Origin of the sequence: Mycetocola lacteus (assembly GCF_003667575.1) — a bacterium.
Classification (GTDB): Bacteria; Actinomycetota; Actinomycetes; order Actinomycetales; family Microbacteriaceae; genus Mycetocola; species Mycetocola lacteus.
The window spans coordinates 1-26,582 of sequence record NZ_RCUY01000014.1 but is presented as its reverse complement, the minus strand read 5'-3'; the positions used below and the strand labels follow the sequence as shown (position 1 = coordinate 26,582).

Below are 26,582 nucleotides of genomic sequence, written 5' to 3'. Positions count from 1 at the left end.
GCTACTTCCGGTCGAGGGACGAGGGATCGGTATGGTGGGGTGCCTGCCCGGGCGATGTCGGACGGCTGGGATCCAGGGCCGCGGCCAGCGCGTCCTCCAGATCGTGAAGGGCTCGGGCGAGCTGGACCAGTTCGGCCTCGGTGGAGGCCGGACGGGCAATCAGCAGGTCGAAGATGTCGGCACGGGAATGGCCCAGCCGGTCGGCGACGGCGAGGGCCACCTCATCGGCGGATGTCTGCCGGGGGAGGCCCAGCAGCGCGCTGGATCGATCCACCACCCCGATCCGAAGCGCATCCAGAGCCCGGGTGCGTGCGCCCACCCGCTGGTAGAGGCGGGCGCGTCCCCGACGGGTTTCCGAGGCCGGAACCACCACGGGCAGATCCTCGGCGACGAGCTTGCCGAATCGACGTCCACGCCACACAAAGGCCGCCAGTGCGGTGACAAACAGCAGCAGCAAAACCGGGGTGAGCCAGACCGGCGTCGCATCCTCGAGGGAGGTGATACCGGTATCTTCCAGGTCTGCCGCGGTGGGGATGTACCAAACCAGGTGGGTATTTTCCCCCAGCAGGCCCACCGCGAGAGCGGCGTTGCCCTCCCGCAGCACGGATTCGTTTTGCAGGACCGACCGCGACCCGAGCACGGTCACCTTGTGATCCTCGCTCACCACCAGCGAGTATCCGTCGGTGGGGGTACCGAAGCACCCGGTTGCGGACTCGGTCTGGAACACCCGTCCGGTGGTGATGCTGCCCGCGCGGACGGCCGCGGGTACCCGGCAGGCCACCTCTTTGGAGACCTCATCCGAGGCCAAGCCCGCGGGCATCACGCCGAGATCAAATTCGGACAGGATCGAGAATCCCGGGTCCACCAGCACCGTTGAGGTTGCGGTATTCGCGAGTTCCTGCACCCGAGTGCCGTCCAGATATCCGCCGGTATCGGCGAAGAGGAGGGTCCCGGGCGCGGATTCGAGCGCCGATTTTGCCTGCTCAAAGGAGTGCGCAACGGTGATGCGGACCCCGTGGTCCCGCAGCACATTCGCCACCGCCTGTGATCCCACCGGCGAGGGGTCCTCGGCCGAGAGGTCTCGACCGCGGGCGTTGCCGGCATTGCCAAGCACCATCAGAATCAGGGCGGTGACGACGATCACCGCCGCCGCGATGATCCAGAAGCGTCGTTGACGCAGGAATCCGCGGACCGTGGGGGTCAGCGCGGGGGAGGCCACCTCGGGTGTCGTGTCGGTTTCGAGCACACTCATGTCCGCATCCCCTCGCCCACGCCGGCGAGCACCGGACGCTGCGCGCGCAGGTCGTAGTCGGTGCTGCGGATCCGCTCCCACTGCTCGGCGGAGGCCGGGACCGAGAGGTAACGGACGGCATCGAAATCGTTGGCCGTCTGGGCCAGCACGCCGCCAAACTCGGGGAATGCGTGGCCCGCGGCCATGGCTGCCTGGTGGGCAGTGCTGCCCGGATCCAGGGCAATAATCGTGCGCTCATCCAGGTCGCGGCAGAGAGCCCGATACCCCTCCAACACCGCGAGGTTATAGTCGCCGGCACCGGCCGCCCGGGCCGCCGCCGCGCGAATCTCGGCCGCACTGCGGGTGTCACGCTCACCAAACAGCGCCTGCACCGAGGCGGTGCGGGCACGGTTGAGCCGTGGTCGACCCCAGATCAGCACCACGGCGATGACCGCGGCGGCAACCAGGAGCAAAAGCAACACCGGCACCCAGTCACCGGGGCCGTCGATGTTGCCGCTGAACAGACGCCCCAACCACTGCAGAAACTGGTTCACCAGGCGGTCAAAAAGGTTGGGGGTGGCCGCCGCATACTCGGGCTTTGCGAGCTCGTTACTCAGCCAGTCCTGTGCCTCCGGGACATCGGGAGTGAGCGGAGGCTCGGCAAAACGCACACTCATTGGTTTCCCGAATCTGAGCCGCTCGGGGTGTCCGTGGGCGGTGCCGGGTAGCTGGGCCCGGTGGGGGAGTGCGGGCCGGGAGCTGCCTGCGAACCGGGTGCCGCGGGGTATCCAGGAGCCGCCGGGTAGCCGGGCGCTGCCGGATATCCGGGCGCTGCCGGATATCCGGGCGCCGCGTAGGACTGTGGTCCGGCCGGTCCACCCGAGCGATACTGACCCGCCGATGCCGCGGACTCGCTGCGCACGATGCTGAACGGATCGGGCAGATCACTCGAGGTTGCGCCGGCCTCGACGTAGCGCAGCAGGTCGATATCCAGACCCTCCTTGCGCATGCGCAGATCGATATAGATCAGCGCCACGACGGAGGACTGGATCACCACCGAAATCGAGCCAATCAGCAGCGAAATTACCCCGACGATCAGGCTCGGCACCGCCTGGCTGATCACCGCCCCATACATATCGGTCTCGCCGGTGGGCATGAACAGTGTGGTCAGCAGGCTGACGGCGATGGAGACCGGGAACACCACGATCTGGCTGACCGCCGAGACGATCGCGTTAACCAGGAACTGAATACCCAGCGTCTTCCAGAAATACCCGTTGGTCAGGCGCCAGGAACGCTGAATGGCTGCGCCAACCCCGCGGCGCTCCAGCACAATCACGCTGGGAACCAGGGAGGTTTTGATCAGCAGCCAGGCGAACAGAAGGAAGAAGGCGGCACCCAGCAGGAAGCCGGCCAGGAGCGCCCACCCCCAGTTGTCGGTGTTGGTCGCAAGGATCGCGATCACGGCGCCGGCGATCACGGCCACCGCGACGATCATCACGCCGATCTGCAACAGGCTGAAGAGGAACAGGTGTCCTACCCGGGGCCAGACGGCCTTCCACAGTTCCCCCATTCGGCGCTTTTCGCCGATGGTTGCGCGCGAAACCTCGCTCACCAGGACTCCCTGGAGGAAGGCCACGCTGAACGCCGAGAGCAGGATCGGAATCAGCAGCAGCAGGAGAAGAACCGCGCCGCTACCGATGGCAATCTCATCGCGATCGGCATACGAGGCGCTCGCGATGCGATCCGTAAACCAGACCATTCCGAAGCCGGCAATCACCATCGAGAGGATGCTGATCGGTGCCTGGAGGAGGAGTGCGCTACCCAGGCTGGCGCGCGGATTGCGGGTCAGGACACGAAATGGCGCACCCATCAGCGTGCCGAAGGCGAGCGGGCGCAGCGGAATGAGCCCCGGTTTGGGGGCAGCCTGCCACTGGTTCGCACCGGGCCCCGTGTATCCCGGGGGCGAATAGCTTCCGTGTGGACGGCCGGCACCCGGTCCCGGCCCGCCCGGAGCGGGCATCGTCGGTGCCGTCGGATAGCCCGGAGTGGTCCAGCTGGGGACCGCCGTGGCGGGGTCAAAATTACCCGCCGAGGGCGGAGTGAAGGCCGGAATACCCGGGTCAAACCCATCCGAGCGCGCACTATTCTGCTCGGGCTGGTGCTGTGAACGTGGGTCGGTCACCGGAGTTCTCCTCGGCTATCGGGGCGGCTAGCGTGTCTCCATCGTGACACACCGAGTCGCCGCGCGTGCAGAGTCACGCCCCGCGGGGCGAAAGCGACGTCAAATTTGTCGTGTATCGGCCCCTGACCGGACGGGAAATCGCCACGACCGGGAGAATACGTCTCTTAAACCGGCGACAACGGGTAGTGTGAGGGGAACTGTGTTTCCCCCCCTGCGCGGTGCAAACCCGCGGCGAATACTGAGAACGGGATCGATGACTCCACGCATTTTGGTGGTTGATGACGACACGGCGCTGGCCGAGATGATCGGGATCGTGCTGCGCACTGAAGGCTTTGAGCCGGAGTTTTGCGCCGACGGTGCCGCCGCCGTGGGTGCCTTCCACGAGTTCAAGCCCGACCTGGTGCTGCTCGATCTCATGCTGCCCGGGATGGACGGGATCGAAATCTGCACCCGCCTGCGTCAGGAATCCGGCGTACCGATCATCATGCTGACCGCCAAGTCGGACACCGCGGACGTGGTCAAGGGGCTCGAATCCGGTGCCGACGACTACATCGTGAAGCCGTTCAACCCCAAGGAGCTGGTCGCCCGGGTGCGTACCCGGCTGCGCCCCGCGAGCGAAGCATCGGCGACCGAGCTGGCCATCGGCGACCTGATCCTCGATGTGGCCGGCCACGAGGTGCGCCGAGGTGCCTCGCGAATCAACCTCACCCCGCTCGAATTTGACCTCCTGCACGCCCTGGCCGCCAAGCCCGCGCAGGTCTTTAGCCGCGAAGCCCTGCTGGAACAGGTCTGGGGCTACCACTACAAGGCCGATACCCGCCTGGTCAACGTCCACGTGCAGCGTCTGCGCTCAAAGGTCGAGCTCGATCCGGATAACCCCCGGATCGTCATGACGGTGCGCGGCGTCGGCTACCGAGCCGGGAGCGCCGAGTAGCGGCCCACGATGCCCGAAGACTACTTCTCCGCGGTTCGGCTCCGCCGCTGGCGGAGGATTCCTCGTGGAATCATGCGTGCCTGGCGCCACTCGCTCCAGTTTCGCGCGGTCACCATCACGATGGTGCTGAGCGCGCTGGCGATCATGCTGTCCAGCGGCTACATGACCATCTCGATCGGGAGCGATCTCTATCAGTCCCGGGCCGCTCAGGCTCAGAGTGATACCAGGCGTGCGCTGGATACCGCCCAGCGCACCCTGGATTCGTCCACGGCCGAGTCTCGCGTCGATTTCCAGGCGCTGATGACCACGGCGCGCACCGACCTCGCCCAGGCGTCGGGCAGTCCGCTGGTGGCCGCCTTCCGCGTTCCGGACCAGCCCTTCAGCGCGACCGCGCCGCAGGACTTTGTGGCCCCCGGGCTGCAGGGTGAGGTGATCAGCGCCGAGCTGCGTCGCACGGTCCAGAAGAACCCCGATGGCCTGTGGTGGCAATCCACGGCCCTCGCCGCAAGCGGCGAACATACCGATCCCGGCCTGATCGTGGGCGGCCAGGTACGGCTGCCCGATGGGGCCGCCTATGAGGTGTACATCGGCTATAACCTGGCCAGCACCGAGGAGACCCTGGGCTTTGTCCAGCGCTCGCTCCTGGTGGGTGGCCTGGTGTTGCTGCTGCTGGTGGGCGGAGTCGCCTGGGTTGTGGTGCGCCTGGTGGCTGATCCGGTCAAGGTGGCCGCACAGACCTCGGCAAAGTTGGCGGCGGGCGACCTGGAGGTGCGCATCCCGGTGCGCGGCCAGGACGAACTGGCGACGCTGGGACGCTCCTTCAACCGGATGGCCGACAGCATGCAGGGTCAGATCCAAAAACTTGCGGCGCTGTCCAGCGTGCAACAGCGCTTTGTCTCCGACGTGTCCCATGAGCTCCGCACACCGCTGACCACGATCCGACTGGCCGGGGACGTGCTGTACGACCAGCGCGAGGACTTCTCGCCCACCACCGGGCGCACGGTAGAGCTGCTGCACACGCAGACGCAGCGATTCGAACTGCTGCTGGCCGATCTCCTGGAAATCAGTCGCTATGACGCCGGATCGATTCAGCTGGAGATGGAACCGGTGAGCCTGCCCGGACTCGTGCGCGACTGCGCCGACGGCATGCAGCAGCTCGCGGATCAGAGCGGCACCCGGCTGATCGTGCTGGCCCCGGGCGGGTACGGTCCGGTGGATATGGATCCGCGCCGAATCCGTCGGATCGTCAACAACCTGCTGGGCAATGCCATCGAACACGGCGAGGGCCGACCGGTTGTGATGACCATCGACTCCACCGCGAGCACCGTGGCCCTCACCGTACGCGACTACGGTCTCGGCATGAACGAGACCGATGCCGCCCGAGCCTTTGACCGGTTCTGGCGAGCCGATCCCTCGCGCCGCCGCACCATCGGTGGGACCGGGCTGGGCCTGGCGATTGCGCTTGAGGATGCCCAGCTGCACGGGGGAACCCTGGCGGTGTGGTCGCGTCCGGGGGCCGGATCTAACTTCCGGTTGCTCCTGCCCCGGCACCAGGGCGAAACCGAAACCCTCGGGGCGTCCCCGCTCCCGCTGGAACCCGTGGACGCGGGAGCCGAGGGGCCCGATGAAACCGATTTTGAGGGGACTACCGCATGAGTATCTCCACCCCCTGGCGTCGCCGGGGCACCGCCCTGGTCGGGGCGGTCATTGCCCTGCTCCTGGTTTCCGGGTGCGCCACCATTCCGCGGGGCGGCGGCGTCAATGCCGGACACGCGGTGGATCGTCCCGAGGGACCCGAGGTGGTCTTCCTGGCTCGAGGTCCGGAAAAGGATGCCAGCCGTGAGGAGATCCTCACCGGCTTTATCGAGGCCGCCGCGAGTCCCGCGGGTAACTACGCAACCGCGCGAGAATTCCTGACCGCGACCCTCGCCGGTTCCTGGAAACCCGATGCACGGGCGATCGTGGATCAGGCCGAACAGCGCAAGATCACCCCGGATGATGGCTCGGGCGGGTTATCCCTGACCACCAACCCCGAGGCGGCGGTGGATAGCACCGGCCAGTACACCCCGTCATTTGGAAACTCATCCGTTCAGCTGGATTTCACGTTTTCCCGAGTGGATGGTCAGTGGCGTATTTCGGGTGCCCCGGACGGTGTGATCCTGGACCCGGTCAAGTTCCGCGAGGTATTTAAGCCCTATACGCTGCGCTTCTTTGACCCGACCTGGAGTGTGCTGGTGCCCGAGGTACGCTGGTTCCCCTCACGTTCGTCGACGTCAACCAACGTGGTCAAGGCGCTGCTGGCGGGCCCGAGCCCGTGGCTCGCGGGAGCGGTCTCAAGCGCGTTCCCCGAGGGCACACGATTGCTCTCGGATGCCGTACCGGTGGACAACAGCGTGGCCAATATCAACCTCAACCGTGAGGCAGGTGGCCAGGATGATCTCACCCTGCGCCGGATGAAGGCGCAGCTCACGGAGAGCCTGTCCGAGGTTTCCTCGATTAAGGCCATCTCGTTGAGCATCAACGGGGTCGCCCAGGAGGCGCTTCCGCTCACCATCTCGGGCGCGCGCACCGATCCGCGCGCGCTGGTGTTGACCAAGGACGGATTCGGTTTCCAGACCGATGACCGGTTGGAAAAGATTGCCGTACTCTCGGCCCATGTGGAGGCGCTGAACCCCAGCGCGGTGGCGATCGACGGCACCCGGCAGCTGATCGCGGCCCTCGCTCCCAGCGGGGTTTCGGCGATCCGACCCGGCGGGCCGGAACTGGTGGATGCTCGTCCGCATCTGATCGCGCCGAGCATCGATGAGGCGGGCAACATCTGGACCGTTCCTCACGATGCACCCGGCGAAATCCTGGTGATTACCCCGGATGGGAAGCAGCATCCGGTGGCTGCGAGCTGGCCGGATGCCTCGCAGATCGTCTCGCTCCAGGTTTCCCGAGACGGGACGCGGGTGCTTGCTTTTGTGGTGTCCGGTGGGCGCAGCACCCTGCTTGTTGCGGGTATCCAGAAGGATGAGAACGGGGTGCCGTCCAAACTCGGTGAGCCCATTCGGGTGCCGGCCGCCGCGGGGTCTGCGGCCTCGGCCACCTGGGTGGATGAGAACTCGGTCGCCTCGCTGGGCACCAACGATCAGGGGGTTGCTCAGATCGTGCAGTCCACGATCGGTGGCCGCAGCGAGAGCCTAGTCACGGTTTCCGGCGGACGGGAGATCGTGGGGGGCAGCTCGGAGAATCAGCTGCGGGTCCTGGTCGAGGGCGGGCGCATGATGCAGTGGCGTTCGGGATCCTGGCAGCAGGTGGCCAGCGATGTGCGGGTCATCGCGACCCAGCAGGGTGCGGTCGAGCGGGTCGAATAGGCTCGTCCTCCACAACGTCATTCCCGCGGCGTGTTTTCCACAGCTTGGGAAATCTCGTGTCGGCATCGAGAACCGCGACCAAGAATGGTCCCATGACCACTCGAATCGCCTCCTTCACCCTTGGCTGCTTTGTTCCCATCCCCTGTGCCGGATGCGGGCATCCGGCCGATCCACGCTGGCCCGTGTCCGGGCTCTGTCCGGGCTGCCGTGCCGCGCTCGCCGCGGCGACGCCACATGAGGGGCGGCTACCCGGTGCCCCCGACGTCCGATTGCTCTGGGCCCTGCGCTATCACGATCCCCACGCCCGGCTGATCATCGACTTCAAGAACCACCATCGAGTCGACCTTGCCGGTGCGTTAGCCGCGCCGTTAGCCAAAACCATCGCCGAGGCCGCCGAGCAGCCGGGGTTGGCCCCTGCCGTTCTGGTGCCCGTCCCGGGTCGGGACGCCGGATTTATTCGGCGTGGGTACCACCCGGTCGAGATGCTGATTCGGCGCACCGGGCACACACCGCGACGGATGTTGGAGTGGGCGCGTGCGCCGCGTGATCAACTGGGGTTGAACCTCGCCGAGCGTGCCCAGAACCTAGACGGGGCCCTGCGGGTGCGGGTGCGGGTGCGGGCGCGCGGCACGACACGGCTACTCGCCTCCCGGAGCGCGTCTGCCCGTTCGCCGCGGCCCGAGGCATTCTGGGTGGTTGATGATGTGTGCACGAGTGGTGCCACCCTCCGGGAAGCCGTGCGTGCGCTCCGGAGTGCTGGGATGCCGCCGGCTGGTGTGTTGGTGCTCGCGCGTGCGGCCCGGGAAGAACACTCCGCACGGCCGCCCCCTCCCGGCAGCGACGGAACGAAATGCGGTGCAGGCGGGCCCCCAGGACTCTAATGCATACAACTGGTGTCGCTATTTGACGGGTGTGATTGCGCACGGGATTCTGGGTGAGTGATGCATGCACCTAGCTGAAAAATACTGAATTTTCGGGGTTTTTAGGAGTCTCTTGGTATACCCAGGACCAAAGTGAGAGGTGAGTTCTGGCCGCACGGATGCAACTTCATTGACAGGGATTTGTCGCAAAAATTACGCTAGTAGCTGTCATAACCGACGTAATTTTGGGGACAATCATGTGTGGGGGAAACAGTGTTTAAGGTAACAAAACCGACCGCTCCGGTGGGAACGATCATCCTAAAGAGCCTGTGGTACGGCTTTATCGCCGGAATGATTTCCGGGATGGTGAAGATTGGATGGGAGGTCATCTTCCCGCCACGCACCATCGAGCGAAACGCCACCAACCCGCCGCAGACGCTGCTGGAGCAGTTTGGGATGACCTCCGAGCAGACCCACTCCTTCGTGATGTTCGGAGATCAGAAGGTCTTCTACGTGGCTCTGATTATCCACTTTGCCTTCTCAATCGTGTGCGCCATGGTGTATCTCTTCGCCGCCCAGTACTTGCCGATCACCTCGCTGTGGCAGGGGGCCGCCTTCGGCCTCGTGGTCTGGGTCTTTTTCCACCTGATCCTGATGCCCGCGATGGGGACGGTGCCTGCCGCCTGGAACCAGCCCTGGGAGGAACACTTCTCCGAGCTGTTCGGCCATGCCGTGTGGGGCTGGGCCATTGCCGCCTGCGGCTTCTTCCTGGCGCAGAAAGACCGGTCTAAGACGCTGGTGAACCTGTAATCGGAAGAGCCGGATACGGCGGCGGCAGGGTGGGCGATGCCCGTCCTGCCGCCGTTTTTTGTGCGGATTCTCAGGGTCGGCCCGAATGGGGCACGCCCGGAAAACATCGGATCCAAGTTTTCTGATGACAAGTGTAGGAAAGGGGGCTACGGTGGGGGCTAAAGGCGTGAAAGGACCGCCGGGATCAACTGGTGGCACGCCCTGACTGGAGGTCCACATGGAAACCAACATCGTAGGATTTGGCCTGAAGATCACCGATCGTTTCCGTGACTATGTCGAGGAAAAGTCCGCCAAGGTCGAGCACCTGGCGGAGAAGACGATCTCGTTTGAGGTCAAGGTTTCCCGGCACAGCGATAAGTCCGGCCGTCGCGGCGAAGACCGGGTGGAACTCACCCTCGTGGGTCCCGGCCCACTGGTCCGCGCGGAGGCCACCGGATCCGACCAATACGTGGCGTTTGACCTCGCCATGGCGAAGCTCATGGAGCGGATTCGCCGCTCGAAGGATCGTCGTAAGGTCCTCCGAGGCCGCGGACGCACCTCGCTGCACGAGGCTAGCGCGGAGGGATTTACCTCTATTGGTCTCGAAGCTGCCGGCGTTGACGTGCTGAACGCGGTCGCCACCGGGTCCGTCCCCGTGGTTGAGGAATCCGAAGAGGACGTGCCCTACAGCCCCGTGGTGATCCGCGAGAAGCTGTTCCCCGCCGAATGGATGACCGTGGAGGAGGCGGTGGACCGGATGGAGCTGGTCGGACACGACTTCTTCCTCTTCATCGATGCCCGCACCGATCGCTCCAGCGTCGTCTACCGCCGTAAGGGCTGGGACTACGGTGTGATCGGCCTGCATGAGGAAGCCGAAGAAGCACGCGCCTCATAGACGCATCATTCGCCGGGACGCTCGCCAACCATACGGTGTGTGTCGCCCCGCGGACCAGCGCCCCGGCCCTCTAGAGGGGGCCGGGGCGCTTCGCTTTGGGAGAAATTTGCTGTGTTTTCGGTCGAAATCCGTACCGAACACCGGTGTTGTTCCCCCGTCCCGATAACATAGACTTGGCCCTCGATGGTCCCATCGAAGGGTCGGCCGCACACACCGTGCGGAACTGCGCCCCGTCGACGATGGGTGGGCCGCACACCCGTGCGGACCCGCGCCCCGTCGGCGACCAAAGACAAGTGGAGAGCAAGTCGTGGCCTCAGTCCTGGAAAAAGTCCTTCGTGTTGGCGAAGGCCGAGTCATCAAAAAGCTGCAGAACCTGACCAAGGCGGTCAACGCGCTTGAGGAAGACTTCAACGGCCTGACCGACGAGGAGCTGCGCGAGGAGACCGCCGAGCTGCGCGGTCGCTTCGAAGCCGGCGAAACCCTCGACGATCTCCTGCCCGAGGCGTTCGCCGCCGTCCGTGAGGCCTCTAAGCGCACCCTGGGCTTGCGTCACTTTGACGTGCAGATCATGGGTGGTGCCGCCCTGCACCTCGGCAACATCTCCGAGATGAAAACCGGTGAAGGTAAGACCCTGGTCGCGACCCTGCCCGCCTACCTCAACGCCATCGCCGGCAAGGGTGTGCACGTGGTCACCGTTAACGACTTCCTGGCCAGCTACCAGTCGGAGCTGATGGGCCGTGTGTTCCGTGCCCTCGGCATGACCACCGGTGTGATCATCTCCGGTCAGACCCCGGCCGAGCGTCGCGAGCAGTACGCCGCCGACATCACCTACGGCACCAACAACGAATTTGGCTTCGACTTCCTGCGCGACAACATGGCGTGGCAGTCCGCCGACCTGGTCCAGCGTGGCCACTTCTTCGCCATCGTGGATGAGGTTGACTCGATCCTGATCGATGAGGCCCGTACCCCGCTGATCATCTCGGGCCCGTCCTCAGGTGAGGCCAACCGCTGGTTTACCGAGTTTGCCCGCATCGCCACCAAGCTTGAGGCCGGCGTGGACTACGAGGTCGACGAGAAGAAGCGCACCGTGGGTGTGCTGGAGCCCGGTATCGAAAAGGTTGAGGACTACCTCGGCATCGACAACCTCTACGAGTCGGCCAACACCCCGCTGATCTCGTTCCTGAACAACTCGATCAAGGCTTCGGCCCTGTTCAAGCGCGACAAGGACTATGTCGTGATGAACGGAGAGGTCATGATCGTGGACGAGCACACCGGTCGTATCCTCGCCGGTCGTCGCTACAACGAGGGTATCCACCAGGCCATCGAGGCCAAGGAGGGTGTGACCGTCAAGGCGGAGAACCAGACTCTCGCCACGGTGACCCTGCAGAACTACTTCCGTCTCTACGAGAAGCTCTCCGGTATGACCGGTACCGCCGACACCGAGGCCGCCGAGTTCATGTCTACCTACAAGCTGGGTGTGGTCCCGATCCCGACCAACAAGCCGATGCAGCGCATCGACCAGCCCGACCTGGTGTACAAGAACGAGCAGGTCAAGTTCGAGCAGGTCGCCGAGGACATCGCCGAGCGTCACGAGCAGGGCCAGCCGGTCCTGGTGGGAACCACCTCGGTGGAAAAGAGCGAGTACCTCTCCCGTCTGCTGGCGAAGAAGGGCATCCGTCACGAGGTTCTGAACGCCAAGAACCACGCCCGTGAGGCCGCGATCGTGGCCCAGGCTGGACGCTTCGGCGCCGTGACCGTGGCCACCAACATGGCCGGTCGTGGTACCGACATCATGCTCGGTGGAAACGCCGAGTTCCTCGCGGTGGCGAAGATGACCGAGAAGGGCCTGAGCCCCTCGGAGAACCCCGAGGAGTACGAGGCAGCCTGGGACGACGTCTTCAAGGCCGTCAAGGCCGAGGTTTCCGTGGAAGCCGATAAGGTCGCCGAGGCCGGTGGACTCTACGTGCTGGGCACCGAGCGTCACGAATCGCGTCGAATCGACAACCAGCTGCGTGGTCGTTCGGGCCGTCAGGGAGACCCGGGCGAGAGCCGCTTCTACCTGTCGCTGACCGATGATCTGATGCGCCTGTTCAACTCCGGTGCGGCCGAGGCTCTGATGAGCCGTGGGGGAACCCCGGACGATGTGGCGATCGAGTCCAAGATGGTGTCGCGGGCTATCCGCAGCGCCCAGTCACAGGTTGAGCAGCGTAACGCCGAGATCCGTAAGAACGTGCTGAAGTATGACGACGTTCTGAACCGTCAGCGCGAGGCCATCTACACCGACCGTCGCCACATCCTCGAGGGTGATGACCTGCACGATCGCGTGGACACCTTCCTGGAGAACGTCATCGACGAGATCCTCGACGTGCACGTGCACGAGGGTAATGGCGACGACTGGGACTTCGACGCCCTGTGGGTCGACCTCAAGCAGATCTACCCCGTCGGGGTGACCATCGACGAGGTGATCGCCGAGGCCGGTCAGCGTGGACGCGTGAACCGCGACTTCATCCGCCGCGAGATTCTCTCGGATGCCAAGGTGGCCTATGGCCGTCGCGAGGAGCAGCTGGGCGAGCCGGCCATGCGTGAGCTGGAGCGTCGCGTGGTGCTGCAGGTTGTGGACCGCCGCTGGCGTGACCACCTCTACGAGATGGACTACCTCAAGGACGGCATCGGCCTGCGTGCGATGGCACAGCGCGACCCGCTGGTTGAGTACCAGCGCGAGGGCTATGCAATGTTCCAGCAGATGATGGGCCAGATCCGTGAGGAGTCCATCGGCTTCCTGTTCAACCTTGAGGTTGAGGTCGCTCAGGGTGCAACCGAGGCCGTGGACGGCGGCACCGTTGAGGTGACGGCGAAGGGTCTGGAGCGCAATGAGCCCGAGCAGCGCAAGCTGAGCTACATCGCCCCCAGTGAGGACGGCGAGGTCGAGGTGCGCGGTGCCGGCGGTCAGGTTAACCAGAGCGCCACCGCCAAGGCTCAGCGTGAGGCGGGCCCGGCCGGTCCGTCTGCCGCCAGCGCCACCGGTGGTGACCGCGGTGCGTTCGGTCAGCAGACCGGCGGAAACCGCGCCGATCGACGCAAGAAGAAGTAGCCCGGGACCTTCCCGGTTCGGAAATGCCGCTCGCCCCTCGGGGTGGGCGGCATTCCTGTTTTCATGGCGGATTCACCGACCGTGGCACGTTAGAGGACATGCAGGACGCTGGCTCGCCAGTGGGCACCGTGCGTCTCCAGCCGAAGGACCACGGCCACCGAGGTGACCGGCCCGTGTGCGATGATCGTCGCCTCCACGGTGTGGACGGTCGGCCGGCAAAAGTGGGGAGGCCCGAGCCGGTAGGCCACATGACGTTCGGATTGACCGTGCGCCGATCGTCCCCGCCGTGCCAGAGTCGCCTGCCGCTCGAGCCCGGTGTACACCTCGGGGGTGAGCCAGCGTGCAAGCTGGCTCACATCCCGCATACCGGCCAGCGCCTCCAACGCGGCGAGGGCGATTCGGGCGATCTCGATCTCGACGCCGGGCCGCAGCGTGCGTGGGGGATGCTGGGCCGGTGCCTGTGCCGGTGCCTGTGCCTGTGCCTGTGCCTGTGCCGGTGCCGGTGCCGGTGCGGCGGCAACCGGTGCCGATACTGGGCCGGAGTCTGGGGTCGTCACCGCTCCGGCCGATCGTTCCGGGGGCGTGGAGCGGGAAGTCGAGGAACCGGGGGCATTGCGATGTGCGGGCTGAGGGACGGACGGGTGTACTGGGTCGTGGTGAGCGGACATGAGTGTCTCCGATGGATACCGATGCCGCCCGGATGCCGGGGAGTTCGAGCCGGATAGCCCGGAACTGGCGGCATGGGCTACCTATCCAAACAGCCACGCACCATACGCCGCGCACACCCGGCGCACACTGTGCATAACCCGTTCAAAAAAGGCGCTGTGGAGGACGCGGAGGAGGATTCCGCCGTGTCGATTCCGCGGGCCGTCACATCAGACAACGCGCGGCATTCTAAACTGGGGGAATGTCGACTCTCAGTGACCTCATCCACCGTCAGGGCCTCGCCAGCGAAGAGGACATCGACTGGCTCCATATGCTGATCGGTGACGCCCAGCTGCTGGCCGACCTCGCCTTCGCCGACATCGTGATTTGGACGCCCACCGCGGATGGATCGTTTGTGTCCGTGTCGCATCACCGTCCCTCGAGCGCCGCGACGCTCTTCTACCGCGACGTGGTGGGCCAGCGAATTAAGCCGCAGTGGTCGGCTCAGGTGTCCGGGGCTTTCGAGGAGGGCAAGATCGTGGATTCCTCCTCGCCGGACTGGTATGAGGAGACCCCGACCCGGGTGCTCGCGGTCCCGGTCATGCGCCGACTGAACCCGACCTCGGCCGAGAACGCGCCGCGTCCGATCGCCGTGCTCACCCGGCACACCAACCTGTCCGAGACGCGCACCCCGAGCCGTCAGGAGCTGACGTTCAACGAGTGCGCGGACGACCTGTTTGGCATGATCGCCGCCGGTGATTTCCCCGACCTGGGTGCCCCGAGCGGTCCGCGCCGCGGTGCCCCACGCGCCAACGACGGCCTGATCCGTCTGGATGTGGAGGGCATCACGACCTTCGCGAGCCCCAACGCACTGTCTGCGTTCAACCGAATGGGCTTTGTGGACGAGCTGGAGGGGGAGTCTCTCGCCGAGGTCACCACGCAGATTCTGCCCGGGAAGCAGGACATCGACGAGTCGCTGCCGCTCGTGGTGACCGGTCGCGCACCGTGGCGCACCGACATCGAGGCGCGCGGGGTCACCGTCTCGCTGCGCACCATCCCACTGCGCCACCGTGGGGAGCGGGCCGGGGCGATCGTGCTGTGCCGCGACGTGTCCGAGCTGCGCCACCAGGAGCGCGAGCTGATCACCAAGGATGCGACCATCCGCGAGATCCACCACCGGGTGAAAAACAACCTGCAGACCGTGGCCTCGCTGCTGCGTATCCAGGCGCGTCGTGCACGCACCGAGGAGGGTGCCGAGGCGCTGACCCAGGCCATGCGTCGGGTGTCCGCCATTGCCGTGGTACACGACACCCTCTCCGAGGGTCTGAACCAGGCCGTGGACTTCGACGACGTGTTTGAGCGTGTGCTGATGCTGATCGCCGAGGTCGCCTCCTCGCACAACACCAAGGTCCACCCGATCAAGACCGGCACCTTCGGAGTCCTGCCGAGCGAGTACGCAACCCCGCTCGCGCTGGCACTGACCGAGCTGGTGACCAACGCGGTGGAGCACGGCCTGGCCGGACGCGAGGGCAAGGTCGAGATCGTGGCCCAGCGCGACGCCGAAAACCTCACCGTCCTGGTGCGCGACAACGGTGTGGGTCTGCCCGAGGGACGCGTGGGTGCGGGCCTGGGAACCCAGATCGTGCGCACCCTGATCCAGGGTGAGCTCTCGGGCCGGATCGACTGGCACACCGTGATGGGGGCCGGCACCGAGGTGACCATCGAGGTGCCCATGCGCTTCATCCGCGGCTAGCCACGGACACATGAAGAAGGCCCTCATCCGTTATCCACGGATGGGGTCTTTTTTCCTGGTTTCAACAGGGGTGCACCTATCTATTGATGTTCGCGGCACCGCGGGTTAGCGTGGCCGCAGGAGGTCACCATGAGACAAAAAACCGAACTACCCGATCGAGTCGGCAGCACGCCCTGGCTCGGTTCAGCGAGCATGCATGACGAAGGCGCGCGTGAAGAGCACATCGATTCTGTTTCCAAACGGCAGGCTTGGGACTCGCTTGGCGACGCTGAACTGCTGCAGACGGTAGTGAACTCCCTGGGCCCGTGGGTGAGCACACAGGATGTCGAGCGGTGTCTTGACGTTGACTCCCTGGAGCTTGCCGGAATGCGGGGGGCGCACTCGATTCTCGGTGTGCCTCTGGGACCAGATGATGAGCTATTTTTCCCCGTTCAGCAGTTTGACCCCGCCGGCGAAATCATCTCGGGCCTTCCGGAGGTCCTGGAAATATTGGATGCCATAGATCCGATGACAATCGCAACGATGTTGGCAACACCCGCGCGCGGTGACGATGATCGGACCGTATGGGACGTGCTCCGAGGCGGCGACCTCCCCCTAGCCGTGGACTGGGCACGGCGCACGCATGAGCGCTGGCTTGAGCCGTGAGCTGTGAGCCGTGAACCGAGGAGCCTCGGCACAGGGCCGGCCGCCGTCCTCATTGGGCGACTTTCCCCACTCCACGCTTCCCGAGGGAACCCAGTTCCACCGTGCGGTCGGGATGGACGATCGAGGCCGGCCGCATGGGCCGGGGAATTTCTCGGCGAGCGGAGACGGCCGTTTTGACCTCGAGCGTCCTCGCGGCACAATGTATGTAGCCCTGACGAAACGCACCGCGGCGCTGGAAAGGCTCGGCCTGCTCTATCGCACCGATTCATCAGCACCGACCCGCATTGAAACAGGCACTGGTTACATCCCCGGAACCTCTGCGGTGTGGCGCGCTCACACCGAGCGGGTGTTCATCTGGACGGTGAGGAACGCCGTTGTGCTCTCGCCCCTTGCGAATCTGAACGATCCTCTCGCGGCCAATTTCGGCGTAACCGGTGAGATTTCCGGCGGGGCCGGCCCGGATCACTATCGGGTCACCCAGCACTGGGCTCGACAATTTGACGTCGATGGATATGCGGGGATCCTTTATCGTGCTCGATTTGATCCATCCGATGTTGGGCATGGACTCGCTCTTTTTGGTGCTGCCGGATTTCGAGACGGTCCGTTCGTGCGGGTTGGGCCACCGCAGAGCCTTGTCGACATAGCGGAAGAGCTCGGAATTCGTGTGCTGGATCCCCGTCACGGATCGGCAAAACCGACACTCCTCGTTGTGCCACCGGAGCCGTGATGGATGAAAGAGCCCTTATGAAGCGAGGGACCACTCCGCAACGAAATGGTCCCTCGCTCCAACAACCTCGAGACTAATGCTGCGGCACCGCCGCCGGGCGCTCGACCGTGGAGGCGATGGTGACCGCGCTGCCCGAGTGGGCCGAGGTCAGCACCGATTCCATGATCTCCAGCACGTGCAGGGCCAGATCACCGCTGGCACGCGGGGTTTGGTCGGCGGGGGTCGCGGCGAAGTCGTCCAGGCCGATGCCTCGGGAGGCTCCGGGGTAGCCCGCCGACACCGGCAGGGTCTCCCAGTCGTTCTCGCCCAGGCGGCGGATCCGTACGTCGCCCTCGAACCCGTTGGGATCGGGGACGATCAGCGAGGCGGTTTCGCCGTGGACCTCGATATTCGAGGACCGGGTGGCGACCGCATCGAAGCTCATGAACAGGGTCGAGAGGGCACCCGAGGCGTGTGTCAGGATCCCGGTCACGTGCGAGTCGGTGGTCACCGGGATCACCTCGCCCGCGCGCGGTCCCGAACCGATGGTGCGCTCGGCGCGGGTGTGGCTTGCGGCCCCGATGACGCGGGTGACCGGGCCGAGCAGGCTGACCAGCGCGGTCACATAGTACGGTCCCATGTCCAGCAGCGGGCCGCCGCCGGGCGCATAGTAGAAGTCCGGGTTCGGGTGCCAGCGTTCGTGCCCCGGGGTGACCATCGTGGCGCTCGCCGAGATCGGCTTCCCGATCAGGCCCGCATCCACCGCCGCGCGGGCGGTCTGCACGCCGGTGCCCAGCACCGTGTCCGGCGCGCAGGCGACCCGAACCCCGGCGGCCTGGGCGGCGGCCAGGACCTCGACGCCCTCGGCGACGGTCGCCGTCAACGGCTTCTCGCCGTAGACGTCCTTACCCGCGGCAATCGCCCGCAGCGCGATATCGGCGTGCGCCCGCGGGATGGTGAGGTTGAGCACCACGTCCACCTCGGGGTCGGCCAGTAGTTCATCCACCGTGAGTGCACGCACTCCGGGAACCGGGGCGGATTCGGCGACGCTGCGTGCACGATCCATGTCGAGGTCGGCCACCGCGACCAGGCGCAGGTGTTCCAGCGTGGGGAAGCTCGCCAGGTACTGGCCGGCAATCGCGCCGACCCCGACGATGCCCACGCGGGTGGGGGAGGTTACCGGCTGGCCCACAGCAGCCCCCGTTCGATGATCGTCTTCACGTTGTCGTCCTGCAGGATCTCCACCCGGTGACCGGGGGTGCTCACAAAGATGCGCCCCTGGCCCCACTGGCGCGTCCAAATGGCGGGGGAGGTGACCGGACGAGTCCAGGCATCCCACTCGCGCACGGCCTGCGTGGTGGTGGCCAGTACGTCGTTGTAGTCATCGGCGAGGACCCAGTACTGCTCGGTAACCAGGTCGAAGTCGGAGATCCCGGCAACGATGGGGTGATCCGCGGCCTCGGGCACAATGTTGATGGTGTGCGGCACGTAGTTGTCGGACTGCTCACCGGTCAGGGTATCGGGGTGGTTACCCGGGTGGCAGGCGAACTGGCCGCCGATCAGCTGCAGATAGTCGGAGTTGTTGCGGTAGGAGTCGGCGATGCCGCCGTGCCAGCCGGCGAGTCCGGTGCCGGCCTCCACCGCGGCGCGCAGACCTTCAAACTCCTCCTTCTCGATGGTGGTCATGGTGTTGCACTGCACAATCAGATCCACGGTGGCGAGGTAGTCGGCATCGGCATAGACGGCCGTGGACTCCTCGATCCGCACGGTATAGCCGTTGTCTTCGAGGAAGGGGATAAAGAGGTTGGTGGCCTCGACGGGCTGGTGTCCGTCCCAGCCGCCGCGCACCACGAGGGCGTTTTTCATGGGTGTACTTTCCTTTGGGGGTTACCGGGAAACCGGGGTATAGATGCTGTGATCGGCCGAGCTGCGTTCGACTGCGTCCAGCACCCGCTGCACGCCGAGGGCGTCGCGGAAGGAGGGGGTGGGGGAGGTGCCGGCACCGATTGCGGTGACCAGGTCCACCACCTGGTGGGTGAAGCCGTGCTCATAGCCCAGGCCGTGTCCGGCGGGCCACCAGTTGGCGGTGTAGGGGTGCACCGGCTCGGTCACGATGATGCGCTGGAATCCCTGGGTGTGGGCGGGCGCCGTGCCGTCGAAGAACTCCAGTACGTTCATGTCCTCGAAGTCGAAGGCGAGCGAGCCCAGCGTGCCGTTGATCTCCAGGCGCACGGCGTTCTTCCGCCCCAGCGCGAAGCGGGTGGCCTCGAAGATACCCACCGTGTTGTCGGTGAAGCGGGCGGTGAACAGCGCCGCATCATCCACGGTCACATCGGCGTACTCGCCGTCGGTCGCGCCGGAGCCGCCGAGGCCCACGTGCTCGCCGCCCACCGGGCGTCGGGTCACAAAGGTTTCCAGCATCGCCGAGACCCCGGCGATATCGGTGCCGGTCACGTACTGGGCGGCATCGATGATGTGGGCACCGATGTCCCCGAGCGATCCCGAACCCGACTTGGTTTTGTCCAGCCGCCAGGTCATCGGGGCGTTCTCATCGCTCAGCCAGTCTTGGAGGTACTGCGCGCGTACCTGGCGCACGGTCCCCAGGCGTCCCTCGGCGACCAGCTGGCGGGCCAGGGTCAGCGCCGGTGTGCGACGGTAGGTGAATCCACACATCGAGAAGACCCCGCGGGATGCGGCGTCCTCGGCGGCGGCGGTCATCTCCTCGGCCTCGGCCACGGTGTTGGCCAGCGGCTTTTCACACAGCACGTGCTTGCCGGCGGCGAGGGCCGCCAGGGCGATCTCGCGGTGGGTGTCGCCGGGGGTGCAGATGTCGATCAGGTCGATATCGTCACGCTCGATCAGCTCGCGCCAGTTCGTGGTCGACTCGGCCCAGCCGTACTTGGCCGCGGCGGCCTCGGTGGAATCGGGATTTCGACCGGCGATCACCGCGAGCTCGGGGATGAGTGGCAGATCAAAGAATCGGGGGGCCGTGCGCCAGGCGTGTGAGTGCATGGCACCCATAAACGCGTGCCCGATCATGCCAACCCGCAGCGCGGGCGGGGAAGTGGGGGTCATGATGTTCCTTCCTTCTTACTTTCCGAAACCGGCGGTGAGGCCGCTGAGCAGCTGGCGGCGACCGACGAGGTAGAGCGCCAGCAACGGCAGCGTCGAGAGGATCACGCTGGCCAGGATCGCCGGGATATTGATGGTGAACTCGCCCTGGAACGCCCAGAGCGAGAGCGGCAGCACCCGATTATCCGGGCTCTGGGTCAGCACCAGCGGGAACAGGAATCCGTTCCACACCTGCAGCCCCTGGTAGATACCAACGGTCATCAGCGCGGGCTTGGTGAGCGGGAGCGCGAGTCGCCACAGCATCTGCCAGTGCGAGCATCCATCCAGCCGCATCGACTCGAACAGCTCGGTGGGGACGTTGCGCATGAACGTGTTGAGGATGATGACCGAGAGCGGAATCGCAAACGCGATCGAGGGCAGAATCAGCGCGAGCAGCGAATCGTAGAGACCCGCCTTGGAGATCATGAAGTAGATCGGCACGATGGTTGCCTGGATCGGAATCGCCAGCCCCAGCAGGAACAACGTGTTCGCCCCGTTGATGAACCTGCCCTTACCGCGCACCAGTGCGTAGGAGGCCATAAACGACACCAGCAGGATCGGGATCACCGAGCCCACCGTGACCACGGCCGAGTTGATCAGGTAGCGGACAAACTGGTTTTCCAGGACCAGCGCGTAGTTCTCAAACGTCGGGTTGACCGGGGGGAGGAGCGGGTTGGTGGAGAAGTAGTCCGACTGCTTCTTGAGGCTCGTGATGACCACGTAGTAGACCGGCAGGATGATGATGGCCAGCCAGATCCAGCCACCGAGTCCAGCCAGGAAGTTGGGCCGGCCCACCCCGCGGGAGGCCTCGGGGGAGCGACCGGCCGAGGCTGCGCGCGGGGTCGGGGCGCTCGCCGCGGTGCGGGTCTCGGCGCGGGTTTGGGTGGCGGTCATTATGCTCCCTCGGTCTGGTTTGCGCTGCGATCCTTGCCACCCAGTCGCTGCAGCATGAGTGCCAGCAGCAGCCCGATGACCACCAGGATCACGCCGAGTGCGGCGGCCGCGCCCATGTCGTTGGAGCGGAATCCGGTGAGGTACATGTGCAGCGGCAGCAGGCGGGTGGAGTATCCGGGACCGCCGGCGGTGAGGATGAAGATCAGGTCAAAGTAGGTCAGTGAACCCACGACCATCAGCGTGGAGGAGGTGATGATTGTGTACTTGAGCTGGGGCAGGGTGATGTGGAAGAACTGGGCGATGGTGCCTGCTCCGTCCAGGCGCGCGGCCTCGTACATGCTGGCGGGAATCTGCCGTACGGCACCCTGGTAGATCAGCGTGTGGAAGGGGACAAACTGCCAGGCGATGACAAAAATCACGACAAACAGCACCAGGTCGGGGTTACCGAGCCAGTCTTGGGCGAGGGCGGGGATGCCGAGGCCCGCACCCAGACCGAAGTTCGGGTCCAGCAGGGCCTTGAAGGCGATGGCCACGGCGGCCGAGCTCAGCAGCAGTGGGATGAAGTAGAACACCGCGAGCAGTGCGCGATAGCGCTGCTTGCCGGCCACGAAGGCACCCAGCAGGATGCTGATCGGGGCCTGCACAATATACGAGAACACCATGATCTTGGCGGTGACCACCAGCGCGTTGCCGGTGACGGGGTCTACCAGGACCTTGGCCCAGTTGGCAAAGCCCGCCCAGGTGATCGCTCCGATTCCGTTCCAGCTGGCCAGGCTCAGCGCGATCACGCCGACCAGCGGCACCACCGCAAAAATGACAAAAAAGACCAGGGCCGGGGCCACGAACCACCCCGAGGGGCCCGCGTCGTGGGCCCCTCGGTGACGCTTGGAAGTGATGAGCGTCATGATGATTACTTACCCAGGGTCTTGTTCATGTTGGTAGCGAACTCCTCGGGGGTGATCTTCTTCAGGAAGATCTGGTCCAGGTTGGTCAGCATCGCGTCGCCCTGGGTCGAGGGAAGAGCCTGGTCCCAGGAGAGCTGGAAGTGCGGCGCGTTGGAGGCCAGGTTGTAGGTGAAGGTGAGGAAGTCGGCGTCCTCGCTCTTCTTGAGCTGGTCCTCGACGCCGGTGACCACGGGGACCGAGCCGGTGTCGATCAGCTGCTTGGTGTACTCGGCGTCAAACATGCCGTCCTTGAGGTACGCCAGGGCCGCCTTCTTCTGCTCGGGGGTGGCCTTGCTGGATACCGACCAGAAGTTCGAGGGGTTACCCACGATGTTCTGCGGGTCACCCACACCGCCGGTTACCGCGGGGAAGGGAATGTACCCGAGGTCGCCGTCCTTCACGAACTGCGGGGCGTCGGTCTTGAAGGTGGGGTAGGCCCAGGCACCCTGCATCAGCATCGCGGCCTTGCCGGTGTGCAGCAGGGCGCGGTCGGCACCGGAGTCGGCGGCGATCGAGGAGAAGCCGGTGACAAATCCGCCGGCATCCACCAGCTCCTGAATCTTGGTCAGTGCGGCGAGAACGGCGGGGTTCGACCAGGCGTCGGGCTTGCCATCGATGATCGCCTGGAAGACCTCGGGTCCGCCGATGCGGTCGGTGAGGTACTGCAGCCACATCAGGTTGGGCCACTTGGACTGCCCGCCGAGGGAGAACGGGGCGATGCCCTTGTCCTTGAAGACCTTGACCAGACTCATCAGGTCGTCCCAGGTTTTGGGCGGGGTGACCCCGGCCTCCTCGAAGACCTTCTTGTTGAAGTAGATCATGACGGGGGTGTTGGCGTTGTTGGGCAGGGCGTAGGTTTTGCCATCCACCTGGCCGGTGGGCAGCACCGACTTGAGGTAGCGATCGGCCACCTCGGGGTTCTCGGCGAGGAACCCGCTGAGGTCCTCAACCTGGCCGGCCTCGACGTAGTCGCGCAGCACGCCGCCACCCCAGCTGTAGATAAAGGTGGGGCCCTCGCCGGCCCCGATGGCGGTGCGGACCTTGGTCTTATAGGCATCGTTGGCAAAGGAATCGAGCTTAATGCTCTCGGACTCGTGTGCCTTATTCCAGCGGGCCACGGAGTCGTTGATGATGGGCTCGGTGCCTCCGGCGAGGGTCCACATCGTGGCCGATCCCTCGGGGACGGAGTTGCCGGCGCTTCCGCAGCCGGTCAGGGTCAGGGCGAGAATGGCCGCCGTGGCCATCACGCTGGTCAGGGTACGTCGCTTCATGAGTGCTCCATTGCTTTCTCCGCGGCGCCAGTGCCGGGATATCGAAACTCGGACCGTGCGGTCTTGCCGAGGCAAAACGGCTGAGGTCGAACCTGAAGGGTGTTCCGCCATCGTTTACGAAAACTTTTCGCAATTATTTAGGTGGAATACAGGTACTTTAGCCAGACGCCGCGGCGAAGGTCAAGGGTATTTGTTGGATAATTCGCGAAATTAATGCGTGGCGTTCCGTTTCGGGGAGTGGGGGCGCTAAGCTGCGAGGCACCGAAAGATTTTCGATGACCCGATCGAGGAGGCCCATGACTCACAAACGCGCAACGCTCGCGCAGGTAGCGGCGCAGGCCGGTGTCTCGATGGCCACGGTGTCCAAAGTCCTCAACGGACGCGACGACGTGGCGGCCGCAACCCGGATCCGCGTTCAGGCGGTGATCGATGAGGTGGGATACGAGGCGCCCGGGCGTCGCCGGGAGGCCCCCGCGGGTCCTCGGCTGATCGACTTCGTCTGCGAGGAGCTCGACAGCGACTACGCCCTCGAGGTGCTGCGCGGCGTTGTCGAGGCGGCGAGCGAAATCGACGTGGATATCGTGGTGTCCCAGGCGCGCACCGACCGAGTGGACAGCGGCGCGTGGGCACGCCGCCTCGCCGATGCCGGGCGCACCGGCATGGTCCTGATCACCTCGCGGATGACCGTGGCCGAGCTGGCGGAGTTTCGTCGCCTGGGGATGCCCGTCGTGGTGGTGGATCCCTTCAGTCCGATCGACGAGGGCTTTGTGAGCGTGGGCTCCACTAACTGGGCCGGTGGACGCGCGGCAACCGATCACCTGGCCGACCTCGGGCATCGGCGTATCGCCTATATCGGCGGCCCCGAGATCGCCGAGTGCCATGTGGCCCGGTTGCACGGCTACCTCGCCTCCCTGCGCGCCCACGGCATCGAACCGCGCGCCGACTATGTGATTCCCGGAACCTTCCACACCGAATCCGGGGTGGCCGGTATGGCTGCCCTGATGGATCTGGAGGAGCCGCCCACGGCGATCTTCGCCGCCAGTGACAGCATCGCCGTGGGCGTTTTCGAGGAGGCTGCCCGGCGTGGGCTGCGGATCCCCGAGGACCTGAGTGTGATCGGGTTTGACGGGACCGCGCTCGGGCTGCGCACGATCCCGCCGCTGACCACCGTCGCCCAACCGCTGCGGGATATTGGACATGCGGCCCTGCGCCTGGTGCTTGAACAGTCCCGTGACGGGCTGCTGGACTCGCATCATATGGAACTCGCGACCACGCTGGTCCCTCGCGCATCCACGGATGTGCCCGCGCGGGGGTAGCCCGGCCCGCGCCGCCTCGTCCCGTTTGGCCCGGTCGCCGGGCACCCCGTCGGGCAACACCCCGGCCCGCGTCCTAGCGTCCCGGGTAGACCACGGTCTTGAGCGCGGATTCCTGGGTGCTGGCCTCGAGTGCGGTTTCAACCTCGGCGAGACCGTACTTCCCGGTGACCAGGCCGTCCAGATCCACCTTTCCGGCGGCAACAAGGTCGATACCCAGCGGCCAGGTGTTGGTGTAGCGGAAGATCCCGGTGACGATCAGCTCGTTGTTCTGAATAACCGACACCGGCAGCGTCATTTCCGGCGTTCCCAGGCCCACCAAAACCACGCGGCCCGAGGGGCGCACCGCGCGAATGCCCGAGGTGACGGCGGCGGTGGCGCCCGAGGCATCCACGAAGGCGTCCACCCCGAGGGTGCTCACATCCTCCTCGCGCGGGTCGAGTACCCGGGTGGCACCAAAGCGCAGGGCCTGCTCGCGGCGGCTCTGGCTGAGGTCGCTCACGATGACTTCGAGGGCCCCAAAGGCGCGGGCGACCTGGGCGATAATCACGCCGATCGGGCCGGCACCGGCGATCAGCACCCGCGATCCCGCGGTGAATCCGACCTTGCGGGCGGTGGCGATTCCCACCGAGAGGGGTTCGATCAGGGCGGCCGCCTCATCGCTCACCGAGTCGGGGACGTCATGGGCGAAGTGGGACTGGATCACCGCGTACTCGGCAAAGGCCCCGTCGATCGGCGGGGTGGCGTAGAACTCCATGTGCGGGTCGAGGTTGTAGTTGCCCTCGAGGGTTTCGCGGGAGGTGGCGGTGGGGCGCTGGGGCTCGATCGAGACCCGCGAGCCGATCCGGGCGGGATCAACGCCCGCACCCACGGCGGCGATCACACCGGCGGATTCGTGGCCGAGGATCATCGGGGACTCCACCACGAAGTCGCCGATGCGCCCCTCGTGGTAGTAGTGCACGTCCGAGCCGCAGATGCCCACGGCGGAGATTTTGACCAGGACCTGGTCGGGGTCGAGGTGGGGGAGCGGGCGCTCTTCCAGGGTGATCTGGCGGGCTGCCTGGAGCACGCTGGCGCGCATGGAGGTGGGGAGCTGGGTCGTCGACATTGAGGATCCTGACGGGACGGGACACATTTGTTGTGTCAAACGGTAAATATCGTTACTGGGTACGATACCCCGACAGCGCCCCCGGCGATAGCCCCGATTTTCCGAATTTGGGCACGCAAAAACGCCCAGGATTATGTGGGGAGAAATCCTGGGCGTTTGCGTGAAAAATCTGGTGCGGGGAGATCCTTGCGGATTAGGAGGCGCGGCGTGCGCGAGCGGCACGACGCTTCAGTGCGCGGCGCTCATCCTCGGAGAGGCCACCCCAAACGCCCGAGTCCTGACCGGTCTCCAGCGCGTACTGCAGGCACAGCTCGGTGACGTTGCAACGACCGCAGACCGTCTTGGCCTTCTCGATCTGGTCAACGGCCGGGCCGGTGTTTCCTACCGGGAAGAAGAGTTCCGGGTCGGCTGTCAGGCAGGCAGCTTTATCGCGCCAGTCCATGGGGGTGCTCCTTTTTTGAATACGGTTCCCAACCAGCTAAGGTCGGTGTGAGGGGATCGTACCGAGTCTCAGAGGTCGCGAAACAATAAACGCGTTGGTGCCCACGACCCTGTGAGCGGCGACTCGGCCTCAAATATGGTCGCATATTGGTCACCACAGCGCAAGAGTTTTCTAAGGGTTTGTCCATGTCTCAGTCCGACGATACCGATCGTTCATCCGTCCCCGCCTCCTCCGGCGTGCACCCCAACCTGCGCTGGCTCAGTGTGATCCTCGGACTCGAGGCGCTGGCGATGATCCTGGTGACCGGTTGGCTCGTGGTGGATCTGTTCACCGAGCGAGCCACCTCGATGCCCACCGCGATCGCGCTCACCGTGCTGGTGGCCGCCGGTGCGCTCTCGGTGGTCGCCCTCTC

22 protein-coding genes and 1 pseudogene are annotated in these 26,582 nt (G+C 65.4%); 11 read left to right on the top strand and 12 right to left on the bottom strand.

Features of this window, described 5'->3' with window-relative positions:
* Position 1: 1 nt before the first annotated feature.
* From D9V34_RS14575 to D9V34_RS14565, 3 genes are read right to left on the bottom strand one after another with little or no spacing between them, the layout of a single operon-like run.
* Positions 2 to 1,252 (bottom strand): DUF4350 domain-containing protein, encoded by a 1,251-nt coding sequence (locus tag D9V34_RS14575; protein WP_121689225.1) that lies wholly within the window; start codon positions 1,250 to 1,252, stop codon positions 2 to 4.
* On the bottom strand, positions 1,249 to 1,908 hold the full coding sequence (locus D9V34_RS14570) for a DUF4129 domain-containing protein (protein ID WP_121689224.1): 660 nt from the start codon (positions 1,906 to 1,908) through the stop codon (positions 1,249 to 1,251). Before D9V34_RS14570 ends, D9V34_RS14575 begins: the two co-directional genes overlap by 4 nt.
* A complete protein-coding gene (locus D9V34_RS14565) occupies positions 1,905 to 3,413 on the bottom strand; it encodes a glycerophosphoryl diester phosphodiesterase membrane domain-containing protein (protein ID WP_121689223.1) in 1,509 nt (502 codons plus the stop codon). Before D9V34_RS14565 ends, D9V34_RS14570 begins: the two co-directional genes overlap by 4 nt.
* Before the next feature lie 253 nt (positions 3,414 to 3,666).
* Here D9V34_RS14565 and mtrA point away from each other — a divergent pair, with 253 nt between their 5' ends.
* The 6 genes from mtrA (at position 3,667) to secA (ending at position 13,338) form a co-directional block, all read left to right on the top strand.
* The gene (gene mtrA / locus D9V34_RS14560; protein WP_121689222.1) at positions 3,667 to 4,347 is read left to right on the top strand and encodes an MtrAB system response regulator MtrA; all 681 of its coding nucleotides are present in this window, start codon (positions 3,667 to 3,669) and stop codon (positions 4,345 to 4,347) included.
* 72 nt (positions 4,348 to 4,419) lie between these two features.
* Positions 4,420 to 6,003, top strand: a complete 1,584-nt coding sequence (mtrB, locus tag D9V34_RS14555; RefSeq protein ID WP_245992031.1) for an MtrAB system histidine kinase MtrB — start codon at positions 4,420 to 4,422, stop codon at positions 6,001 to 6,003.
* Positions 6,000 to 7,703 (top strand): LpqB family beta-propeller domain-containing protein, encoded by a 1,704-nt coding sequence (locus D9V34_RS14550; RefSeq protein WP_121689220.1) that lies wholly within the window; start codon positions 6,000 to 6,002, stop codon positions 7,701 to 7,703. Before mtrB ends, D9V34_RS14550 begins: the two co-directional genes overlap by 4 nt.
* Positions 7,704 to 8,836: 1,133 nt before the next feature.
* Entirely contained in the window at positions 8,837 to 9,373 is a 537-nt protein-coding gene (locus D9V34_RS14545; RefSeq protein ID WP_121689219.1) for a YagU family protein, read from the top strand.
* Positions 9,374 to 9,590: 217 nt separating this feature from the next.
* The gene (gene hpf / locus D9V34_RS14540; protein ID WP_121689218.1) at positions 9,591 to 10,247 is read left to right on the top strand and encodes a ribosome hibernation-promoting factor, HPF/YfiA family; all 657 of its coding nucleotides are present in this window, start codon (positions 9,591 to 9,593) and stop codon (positions 10,245 to 10,247) included.
* Positions 10,248 to 10,554: 307 nt separating this feature from the next.
* Positions 10,555 to 13,338: a preprotein translocase subunit SecA gene (secA, locus tag D9V34_RS14535; RefSeq protein ID WP_121689217.1), complete on the top strand. Its 2,784-nt coding sequence runs from the start codon at positions 10,555 to 10,557 to the stop codon at positions 13,336 to 13,338.
* 89 nt (positions 13,339 to 13,427) lie between these two features.
* On the opposite strand, the gene D9V34_RS17885 is transcribed toward secA, so the two are convergent.
* On the bottom strand, positions 13,428 to 13,895 hold the full coding sequence (locus D9V34_RS17885; protein ID WP_183091988.1) for an Rv3235 family protein: 468 nt from the start codon (positions 13,893 to 13,895) through the stop codon (positions 13,428 to 13,430).
* Positions 13,896 to 14,245: 350 nt separating this feature from the next.
* Here D9V34_RS17885 and D9V34_RS14520 point away from each other — a divergent pair, with 350 nt between their 5' ends.
* The 3 genes from D9V34_RS14520 to D9V34_RS14510 all read left to right on the top strand — a co-directional run bounded on the left by D9V34_RS14520 (position 14,246) and on the right by D9V34_RS14510 (position 17,108).
* Entirely contained in the window at positions 14,246 to 15,736 is a 1,491-nt protein-coding gene (locus D9V34_RS14520) for a sensor histidine kinase (protein WP_121689214.1), read from the top strand.
* A gap of 129 nt (positions 15,737 to 15,865) precedes the next feature.
* Positions 15,866 to 16,381 (top strand): hypothetical protein, encoded by a 516-nt coding sequence (locus tag D9V34_RS14515; protein ID WP_121689213.1) that lies wholly within the window; start codon positions 15,866 to 15,868, stop codon positions 16,379 to 16,381.
* Positions 16,382 to 16,493: 112 nt separating this feature from the next.
* Entirely contained in the window at positions 16,494 to 17,108 is a 615-nt protein-coding gene (locus D9V34_RS14510) for an RES domain-containing protein (RefSeq protein WP_147441701.1), read from the top strand.
* Between the two features lie 73 nt (positions 17,109 to 17,181).
* Here D9V34_RS14510 and D9V34_RS14505 read toward each other — a convergent pair whose 3' ends face one another.
* Genes D9V34_RS14505 through D9V34_RS14480 form a run of 6 tightly spaced genes read right to left on the bottom strand, consistent with a single transcriptional unit; the run spans position 17,182 to position 23,307 of the window.
* Positions 17,182 to 18,279 (bottom strand): Gfo/Idh/MocA family protein, encoded by a 1,098-nt coding sequence (locus tag D9V34_RS14505; RefSeq protein WP_121689211.1) that lies wholly within the window; start codon positions 18,277 to 18,279, stop codon positions 17,182 to 17,184.
* Positions 18,264 to 18,953, bottom strand: coding sequence for a ThuA domain-containing protein (locus D9V34_RS14500; RefSeq protein ID WP_121689210.1), 690 nt, complete (start codon positions 18,951 to 18,953; stop codon positions 18,264 to 18,266). Before D9V34_RS14500 ends, D9V34_RS14505 begins: the two co-directional genes overlap by 16 nt.
* A gap of 21 nt (positions 18,954 to 18,974) precedes the next feature.
* Positions 18,975 to 20,162 carry a Gfo/Idh/MocA family protein gene (locus D9V34_RS14495; RefSeq protein ID WP_121689209.1) on the bottom strand — a complete coding sequence of 396 codons (1,188 nt, stop codon included), beginning with the start codon at positions 20,160 to 20,162 and terminating at the stop codon, positions 18,975 to 18,977.
* 15 nt (positions 20,163 to 20,177) lie between these two features.
* Positions 20,178 to 21,092: a carbohydrate ABC transporter permease gene (locus D9V34_RS14490; RefSeq protein ID WP_121689208.1), complete on the bottom strand. Its 915-nt coding sequence runs from the start codon at positions 21,090 to 21,092 to the stop codon at positions 20,178 to 20,180.
* The gene (locus tag D9V34_RS14485) at positions 21,092 to 21,997 is read right to left on the bottom strand and encodes a carbohydrate ABC transporter permease (protein WP_121689207.1); all 906 of its coding nucleotides are present in this window, start codon (positions 21,995 to 21,997) and stop codon (positions 21,092 to 21,094) included. Before D9V34_RS14485 ends, D9V34_RS14490 begins: the two co-directional genes overlap by 1 nt.
* Positions 21,998 to 22,002: 5 nt before the next feature.
* The gene (locus tag D9V34_RS14480; RefSeq protein WP_121689206.1) at positions 22,003 to 23,307 is read right to left on the bottom strand and encodes an ABC transporter substrate-binding protein; all 1,305 of its coding nucleotides are present in this window, start codon (positions 23,305 to 23,307) and stop codon (positions 22,003 to 22,005) included.
* Between the two features lie 296 nt (positions 23,308 to 23,603).
* Here D9V34_RS14480 and D9V34_RS14475 point away from each other — a divergent pair, with 296 nt between their 5' ends.
* The gene (locus tag D9V34_RS14475) at positions 23,604 to 24,623 is read left to right on the top strand and encodes a LacI family DNA-binding transcriptional regulator (protein WP_121689205.1); all 1,020 of its coding nucleotides are present in this window, start codon (positions 23,604 to 23,606) and stop codon (positions 24,621 to 24,623) included.
* Between the two features lie 73 nt (positions 24,624 to 24,696).
* Here the strand turns inward: D9V34_RS14475 and D9V34_RS14470 are convergent, their stop codons facing one another.
* Entirely contained in the window at positions 24,697 to 25,728 is a 1,032-nt protein-coding gene (locus D9V34_RS14470) for an NAD(P)-dependent alcohol dehydrogenase (protein WP_220700603.1), read from the bottom strand.
* 193 nt (positions 25,729 to 25,921) lie between these two features.
* Complete coding sequence (locus D9V34_RS14465) at positions 25,922 to 26,170, bottom strand: WhiB family transcriptional regulator (protein WP_030148928.1); 249 nt, start codon at positions 26,168 to 26,170, stop codon at positions 25,922 to 25,924.
* Between the two features lie 185 nt (positions 26,171 to 26,355).
* Here D9V34_RS14465 and D9V34_RS14460 point away from each other — a divergent pair.
* A pseudogene (locus tag D9V34_RS14460) lies at positions 26,356 to 26,582 on the top strand (hypothetical protein); the annotation flags it as partial.